This window comes from Laspinema olomoucense D3b (genome assembly GCF_025370785.1).
GTDB classification, from domain to species: Bacteria; Cyanobacteriota; Cyanobacteriia; order Cyanobacteriales; family Laspinemataceae; genus Laspinema; species Laspinema olomoucense.
In genome coordinates, this window is sequence record NZ_JAMXFA010000006.1 from 87,792 (window position 1) to 94,823 (window position 7,032).

Genomic DNA, 7,032 nt, shown 5'->3' on the forward strand with positions numbered 1-7,032 from the left:
CTTGCTTTATAGAAGCAGTACGGAGCAAAATGCTCCCACTCCTCAATTCTTTGAGCAGACTGATTTAGACGTGCCATAGTAATCTTAAATGAGTTGTAACCCACCCAGCGAGGAAGATGTGCTGCCCCGACGTCACCCTAGGCGAAGGCACAGAGGAGGGTCTTGACCGGGCATCCATAATACCATTGATTAAGGACTCTTATATAACTTTAAAGCACCAAAAGTGACATCTTACTTCAAATTTGCCAATTACACAACCCCTGAGAGCAGATGACGAGCTAAAAAGTTTCTGGCACACTAAACCTGTTGAAATAAAACATCAGAAAAGACCTTGTTATTCAACTCGTACGAATTCATCTTTATCTTTTTACCCCTTGCCCTGATTGTTTACTTCGGGTTGAGCGCCTATCGTCAGGTCAAGGCTGCAACACTATGGCTTCTGTTAGCCTCCCTCGTTTTTTATGGATACTTGGGAATCAGTTACATCCCCCTATTGCTAATTTCTATCCTGGGTAACTATTACTTTGGACGGTGGATAGATGGGGTGCAAACCGGAACCCCAAAGGCCAAAATTTTATTATGGGCCGGAGTTTTTTTTAATTTAGGTATTCTGGGTTATTACAAATATGCAGGGTTTTTGATTGCCTCTATCAATGGCCTATTTCAAACCCAGTTTCCGGTTCCTGCCATCGAACTCCCGTTAGGAATTTCCTTTTATAGCTTCACTCAAATTGCTTATTTAGTCGATGCCTATCGCGGACAAACTAAAGATGCTCAATATGACTTAGTGTCTTATAGCCTATTTGTCACATTCTTTCCCCAACTGATTGCGGGGCCGATTTTACGACATGACGAACTCATTCCGCAATTTAAAAAGCTTAGGCAGTTCGTTTTTTCTCATAAAAATGTCGCCATTGGTTTAAGCTTTTTTATCCTAGGATTAGGTAAAAAAGTGCTAATTGCAGATACGGTATCCCCTTGGGTGGGGGCCGTATTTGCACAAGCCGATTCCCTCACCTTCATCGAAGCCTGGGTGGGTGCGATCGCCTATACGTTACAACTTTATTTTGATTTTTCAGGCTATTCCGATATGGCGATCGGCTTAGGATGGATGTTTAACTTCCGCCTGCCGTTTAACTTTAATTCTCCCTATAAATCCACCTCCATCGTAGACTTCTGGCGACGGTGGCACATTACCTTATCTTTCTTTCTGCGAGATTACCTCTACATTGCTCTCGGAGGCAGTCGGCGAGGAGAAGTGCGCCGATACATCAATCTGCTGCTTACCATGCTACTCGGTGGATTATGGCATGGGGCGGGATGGACCTATATTCTCTGGGGCGGGTTGCATGGCACTTTTCTAGTCATCAATCACGGCTGGCGACGCTTGGGACTGAAAATGCCCGGGGCGATCGCCTGGGTTATTACCTTTATCGCCGTCGTCTTGAGTTGGGTCGTATTTCGCGCCGAAAATATCACCCAAGCGGGACAAATTATCCAAGCCGCCCTTGGCTTAAAAGGAATTATTTTAACCCCCGATTTTCAACCCTTATTAGGCTGGTTACCTCAATCCGTTGTGCAGTTTCGAGAAGTCGCTCAACTCCCTGCTCTCCCACCGAATTACCGCCAAAGTTTTGTAATATTGGGAGTGGTATTAATGGGAGCGGTTTTATTACCCAATACCCAACAAATAGTCGAACGCTTTAAACCGACCACCGCATGGGCTGTCGGACTCAGTGCCGTGGCGATCGCCTGTCTACTTTCCCTGAACCGAATTTCTGAATTTCTCTACTTCCAATTTTAATCCAGGGGGCTTTTTATGAAAAATTATCGTCAATTTAACCGCGCCTTTTTTGGCCTCACCATACCCGGATTATTAGCCGTTGGCTTATTCAATATTGGCATTGATCCATACGGGGTAATGAATAGCCCTCAATGGCGACTGAATCGCTTAAGAACCGAACAATTTAATCATGTTCGCCTGTTTAAAGCCAGTTCAGTTAAGCGCATCGCCCCCAAAACGGTGTTATTAGGCTCATCCCGCACCGATTTAGGACTGGACCCAAAACATCCCGCCTTGGCTGACGGGAAACCCGCCTACAATTTAGGATTAGTGGGTCCGAATATGTATGAAGTCAGACGCTATTTTGACCATGCGATCGCCAACCAACCCAATTTAAAAACCGTCGTCCTCGGGGTGGATTTCTTTATGTTCAATGAATATAAAACTAATCCTGCCGACTTTGAAGAAGCTCGATTAGAACGAGATAGCCTCACCCCCCAAGAATGGCTGAATGTTACCCTTTCTTTAGGGGTAACCCAGTCGAGTTTAGGCACGATAAAAAATAGCTGGCGATCGCAAGCCAATTTTCTCTACCATGACAATGGGTTTCGGTATGTTCATAATAATGAACCAGACCGTCCCCTGCCCCAGGAATTTAAAAACATGATTCATGGGTTTTTCCGGGAAGAAGGATATTATCCCCGCTACAAATTCTCCCAAAGTTTTTTAAATGATTTCCGAGAGTTAGTCGAAATTTGTCGCAGCCGAAATATTGACTTACACATCTTTATTTCCCCCTCTCATGCCACTCAATGGGAAGCCTTACGCATAGCAGGACATTGGGAGGATTTTGAACAGTGGAAACGGGAACTGGTCGCCATTGCCCCGGTTTGGGATTTTTCCGGCTATCATTCCATTTCGAGCGAACCCATCAGCGAGAATATGGCCTATTATTGGGACAGTTCGCATTATCGACAAGAAGTCGGCAATCTCGTCCTCAATCGCCTCTTTGACTATGAAACGGCCTCCGTTCCCCCAGATTTCGGCGTCCTGATGACTTCTGAAACCCTAGAACCGCACCTAGTCCAGATCCGGCGCGATCGCGAATCCTGGGCCAATGCCAATCCCCAGGCGATCGCCTTCGTGGAAGAGTTAAAACCTTGAGAATGGCTGGATTTAGGGGAACCTGGACAGAAGATTGTGCCGCTTGGAAAGGGCGATCGGCTGGCAATCCTGCATCCAGGTCCCCGGTTCTCTGCCCATCCCCAAGTCGCCGAAGTATATATAGCCCGTCGGGGAGGAGTTCATCATAAAGAAACCGAGTAAAATGCTCGCTTTCTCTATGATTAATATAATTAACTTTATACAAAATTGGGGTGTTAGGGGTTTGTAAAAACCCGCACCCTAAAGGGTCTGGCTCTACAAACAAAGCCCGCCTGCGCGGGCTAAATGACCAAGGACCAATGACCAAGGGCCCATCAAATCTGCATAAATCTTGAGACTGTGCGGATTTCCGGGATTAACTGTGGAAGACTTCTATGGAACGACTCCGTGAAAACGAGAGTCTATCCGGTCCCTCCCCGAGAGTCCCCCGGACGATCGCCCAGATCCTCGGGTTAAATTCTGGAAGGAATCTCAACTCTAGGTTAAGATATCCGGATGCGTCTGGAAACCGATGCCCCTAACCACCCAAGCTATTTCCTCATGCCACCGACAACCTCCGTCTTCTACCCCATCGATTCGCAAACCCGCCACCGGCTGCCCTTAGAAGGCGATCGCCAGGGACAATCCACCCCAGGAATGGTCCCCTTGAGCGCACTAGCGGCCCAAATTAATCGCGAACACGAACGCTGTCAACAGTCGGTGGCGATCGGACTCCTGCACGCTTGCACCGCCGGACAACTCCTGATCCAGGCCAAACTTCGGGTCCCGGCGCAAAAATGGCACGTCTGGTTAGCCGCTTATTGTAACGTTCCAGAGGCCACCGCACAAACCTATATGAAAATGGCCCAGGGATGGCCCTCGGTCAAAGAAGACCCGGCGATCGCCCCAAGCCCGGTCCCCAATGATTTGCAGCCAGAAACCCAGGAAATAGGACAGTCTGCAACCGACACCGCCATAGAGGAAGAGATATCCGAACCTCCCTTAGTTGTGAATGCTCAACTGATGTCTGAGTCAGCACAGCGACTCACCTTTGTCTCGTTGCTACAACGGCCCAAACCCGAAACGCGATCGCGAATTTTGCGAACCGAACCGCGAAAAACTAAACCCCAAGAGACACCGCAATCCACGGAACCGGACGCTCAACGGACCGTGAGAACCCTAACCTTATGGATTCCCGGGTCAGTCACCCCCAAAGCGCGTCCTCGGGTGACCGCCAATGGCACATTTTTACCCAAACGATATCGGGAATGGAGACTACGTGCCGAAGGAGAAATCCTCATGCAAGTGCATCAGATGAACCCCTTACCGCAGTTACCCATTGAAAGAGCAGCCGTGCGGATTATCTTACGGGGTAAACATAGAGGAGATGGCGACAATGCGATCGGCAGCGTGTGCGATGCTTTAGTCGGAGCCGGAATCTTCTCATCCGATAGCCTCAAACAGATTCCCTTCGGCAGTTGGCGGCACATCCCCGACGGAGAAACCGGCGTCAAAATTCAAATCGAATCAATGGCACAACTGATTTCAGCATGACATGAGTTCAGACTCAGGTCATCAGTTTGGTATGTCTTATATTTTAAATTAGATACAATGTTGTCCGTCTAAACCGCAAAGCTTCATTTTAATCCTACTTTATACAGCAATTCCGTGGCACAACTTCTTTATATACAAATTATACCAAATCCGGTTTTCTGTATTAGCCCGCGCAGGCGGGCTTTGTCTGTGTAGACCCACCCTTGAGGGTGTGGGTTTGTTTGTATAGACCTCTCAGAACCGAATTCCGTATTAAGTTTTCACAAACATTTTAATTTTAGAGCCATTAGGATGGAGATAATTAGCAAGAATCTGGAAAATCTCACGGCATTTAACAAATATATATCGGTTTCCCCAGTGATTCGGTAGGTACAGTTTGCCGAGTGAGGGTAACAGCGATCCGGATCTGGCAGCAAGATTTCTTGCCACGAATTGATTGGCTCCGATGCTCCAACTTCCGATTAACATAAAGGAGGTGAGTCAGGTCGAGGAGAATTTATGAGTTTGCAAGCGGGTGAGACTCTGCACGGGGGACACTATCAGGTGGAGCGATCGCTCAATCAAGGGCGGGTGGGAATTAGTTATCTGGCGCAGCGCAAAGGAGGCGATCGCGTCGTGATCAAGACCCTGCGGGATGACGTTTTGGCAAAACTGACCCCAGAGCAACGGGACAAGTTAAATAATAAGCTGATGAAGGAGGCGCTGCGGTTGAGGGGTTGCCATCATCCCCATATTGTCCGGTGTTTGGACTCATTTCTGGAACGGGGTCAGACATTTATTGTCATGGAGTTTGTGGCGGGGGATGATTTAGCGAGTTTGCCTACGAAAACCCTGCCAGAAGAGGAGGTGTTGACCTATATCCGCCAGGTGGGAGAGGCATTAACGGTGGTGCATCGGGAGGGGTTGGTGCATCGGGATATTAAGCCTGCTAATATCATGCTGCGGGCAGGAAAATCCGAGGCAGTGCTGATTGATTTTGGCGTGACGAAGGGATTTGACGAGACGCTTACCTCCATTGATTCCAGCAATACCGATGGATTTAGCCCCCCAGAGCTTTATGATCCCAATGAGCAGGCGAAACCTTATTCCGATGTCTATGCTTTGGCGGCGACTCTCTACAATCTGTTATCGGGGGATGTCCCCCCTAATGCCCAAAAGCGGGTGAATTTGCAGCGAAAGGATCAGAAGTTGCCGGACATCCCCGGGGTAAGTGCTGAAACGAATTGGGCAATCCGTCAGGGGATGGAGTTGGATTATGGCGATCGCCCCCAAACCATTGAAGAGTTTTTAGCCTTGTTGCCGCTTCCCCAAGGGGTCAAACCGTTACCACAGCAGCCCCCTCATGATCCAAATTTTCGGCTAAATCTCTATATGCTATATGTAGGGATTCTAGCACTTATTGTAGGGATTCTAGCACTTATTGTGACGATTTTTGGTCAAGATATCCGCCAAGCGATTATTGATACTTGGTTCTCGTCGCCAGGAGTGGAGGAAAGAGACGATTTGTAATCAAATAAATCTCAATCCGGTAGGTCATGCTTGGCTCACAACTGACTAAACGCCCGATCGGCTATCCCAAGAAACCAGATTTCTGGCATCTTCTCTTGTGATTTCCCAACATCCGCATGAAATATAACCCCGAAATTCATCATCGCCGTTCTATCCGTCTCCCTTCCTATGATTATTCTCAGCCCGGAGCTTATTTTATTACACTATGTACCACCCAAAAACAATGTTGGTTTGGGCAGATTAAGGACGGAACAATGCACATTAATCTACTCGGGGAAATTGTACAAAATGAATGGCTAAAATCTGCCCAAATGAGACAAAACTTAAGATTAGATGAATGGATTGTTATGCCCAATCATTTCCATGCAATTGTGTGGATGTTTGAATCAGAACAAGAGCAAAAAAGCAATTCAAGTCCAGTGCTTTTAGGTAAAGTAAATTGTCAAGAATTATCCCATAAATTATCAAAACAATCATTTCATCGAAAAGCCAATTCCTTGGGTTCTTTTATTGGCGGGTTCAAAGCGAGTGTAACTAAAAAAATTAATCAACTCTGTCAAAATCCATCTATTCCCATTTGGCAGAGGAACTATTATGAATCTATTATCCAAGATGAAAGAACACTGGATTCAATTCGAGAATATATCCAACAAAATCCCCAACGTTGGGTAGAAGATCCGGATCATCCTCAATTTCAAGCCAATAATTCAGAACTGTTACTGGATCTACGATTTTAATCAACTAGGGGCGCAATGCTTGCGCCCCTACGAACCAAATACCCGAATCACATTGTAGGGGCGTATTGCATACACCCTAGATGGAGGGCGCAAGCATTGCGCCCCTACGAAACAATTATCCCCATGAGTCCCCATTACATTGTAGGGGCGTATTGCATACGCCCTGGATGGAGGGCGCAAGCATTGCGCCCCTACGAGCCAAATACCCGAATCACATTGTAGGGGCGTATTGCATACGCCCTGGATGGAGGGCGCAAGCATTGCGAACCAAATACCCGAATCACATTGTAGGGGCGTATTGCATAC

The 7,032-nt window shown here is 47.2% G+C and carries 6 protein-coding genes; all 6 read left to right on the forward strand.

The window, feature by feature from the left end:
• The first annotated feature begins 331 nt into the window (after positions 1-331).
• The 6 genes from NG792_RS06035 to NG792_RS06060 all read left to right on the forward strand — a co-directional run bounded on the left by NG792_RS06035 (position 332) and on the right by NG792_RS06060 (position 6,726).
• Positions 332-1,804: an MBOAT family O-acyltransferase gene (locus NG792_RS06035; protein WP_261234845.1), complete on the forward strand. Its 1,473-nt coding sequence runs from the start codon at positions 332-334 to the stop codon at positions 1,802-1,804.
• A 15-nt stretch (positions 1,805-1,819) separates the two neighbouring features.
• Positions 1,820-2,947, forward strand: coding sequence for a hypothetical protein (locus tag NG792_RS06040; protein WP_261234846.1), 1,128 nt, complete (start codon positions 1,820-1,822; stop codon positions 2,945-2,947).
• Between the two features lie 36 nt (positions 2,948-2,983).
• Positions 2,984-3,109: a hypothetical protein gene (locus tag NG792_RS06045; RefSeq protein ID WP_261234847.1), complete on the forward strand. Its 126-nt coding sequence runs from the start codon at positions 2,984-2,986 to the stop codon at positions 3,107-3,109.
• A gap of 378 nt (positions 3,110-3,487) precedes the next feature.
• Positions 3,488-4,480 carry a RusA family crossover junction endodeoxyribonuclease gene (locus NG792_RS06050; RefSeq protein WP_261234848.1) on the forward strand — a complete coding sequence of 331 codons (993 nt, stop codon included), beginning with the start codon at positions 3,488-3,490 and terminating at the stop codon, positions 4,478-4,480.
• A 498-nt stretch (positions 4,481-4,978) separates the two neighbouring features.
• Complete coding sequence (locus NG792_RS06055; RefSeq protein WP_261234849.1) at positions 4,979-5,989, forward strand: serine/threonine protein kinase; 1,011 nt, start codon at positions 4,979-4,981, stop codon at positions 5,987-5,989.
• 116 nt (positions 5,990-6,105) lie between these two features.
• Entirely contained in the window at positions 6,106-6,726 is a 621-nt protein-coding gene (locus tag NG792_RS06060) for a transposase (RefSeq protein WP_261199821.1), read from the forward strand.
• Positions 6,727-7,032 lie beyond the last annotated feature (306 nt).

What these genes read in the sequence shown, in the direction of transcription:
- NG792_RS06040 (WP_261234846.1), top strand. Translation starts at nt 1,820, where the DNA reads ATGAAAAATTATCGTCAATTTAACCGCGCCTTTTTTGGCCTCACCATA.
- NG792_RS06050 (WP_261234848.1), top strand. Translation starts at nt 3,488, where the DNA reads ATGCCACCGACAACCTCCGTCTTCTACCCCATCGATTCGCAAACCCGC.
- NG792_RS06055 (WP_261234849.1), top strand. Translation starts at nt 4,979, where the DNA reads ATGAGTTTGCAAGCGGGTGAGACTCTGCACGGGGGACACTATCAGGTG.
- NG792_RS06060 (WP_261199821.1), top strand. Translation starts at nt 6,106, where the DNA reads ATGAAATATAACCCCGAAATTCATCATCGCCGTTCTATCCGTCTCCCT.